At 42.2% G+C, this 396-nt stretch carries 1 protein-coding gene; it reads right to left on the reverse strand.

Translation table 11 applies throughout. The features are described 5' to 3' along the window. The coding region (locus tag EVJ30_RS15085) for a sodium ion-translocating decarboxylase subunit beta (protein WP_145963181.1) at positions 1 to 396 on the reverse strand (396 nt) is incomplete at both ends.

Genomic DNA, 396 nt, shown 5'->3' on the forward strand with positions numbered 1-396 from the left:
AATCGGAGCCATCAAATGTGGTGCCAAAGCATTTGCAAGGAAGATTGATGTAGGACCATCCGCTCCTCCGATAATTCCAATTGCCGCTCCTTCAGGCCCGGTGAATAATCCGGTTGCGATTGCAAGTGTAAATGCTGTATAGATACCTAATTGAGCTGCCGCTCCTAATAACAAACTGATTGGGTTCGCAATCAACGGACCGAAGTCTGTCATTGCACCTACACCCATGAAAATCAAACATGGGAATACATTTGTTTTAATCCCGATTTGTATTACTCTTAATACACCGTGTTCATAAATGTTGCTACCTTCATACATTAGCCCAGCTGATGGTAAGTTCGCTAACATTACACCAAATGCGATTGGCAATAACAATAATGGTTCGAATTTCTTAGC

Source organism: Exiguobacterium sp. SH5S13 (assembly GCF_004337085.1).
Classification (GTDB): domain Bacteria; phylum Bacillota; class Bacilli; order Exiguobacteriales; family Exiguobacteriaceae; genus Exiguobacterium; species Exiguobacterium aurantiacum_A.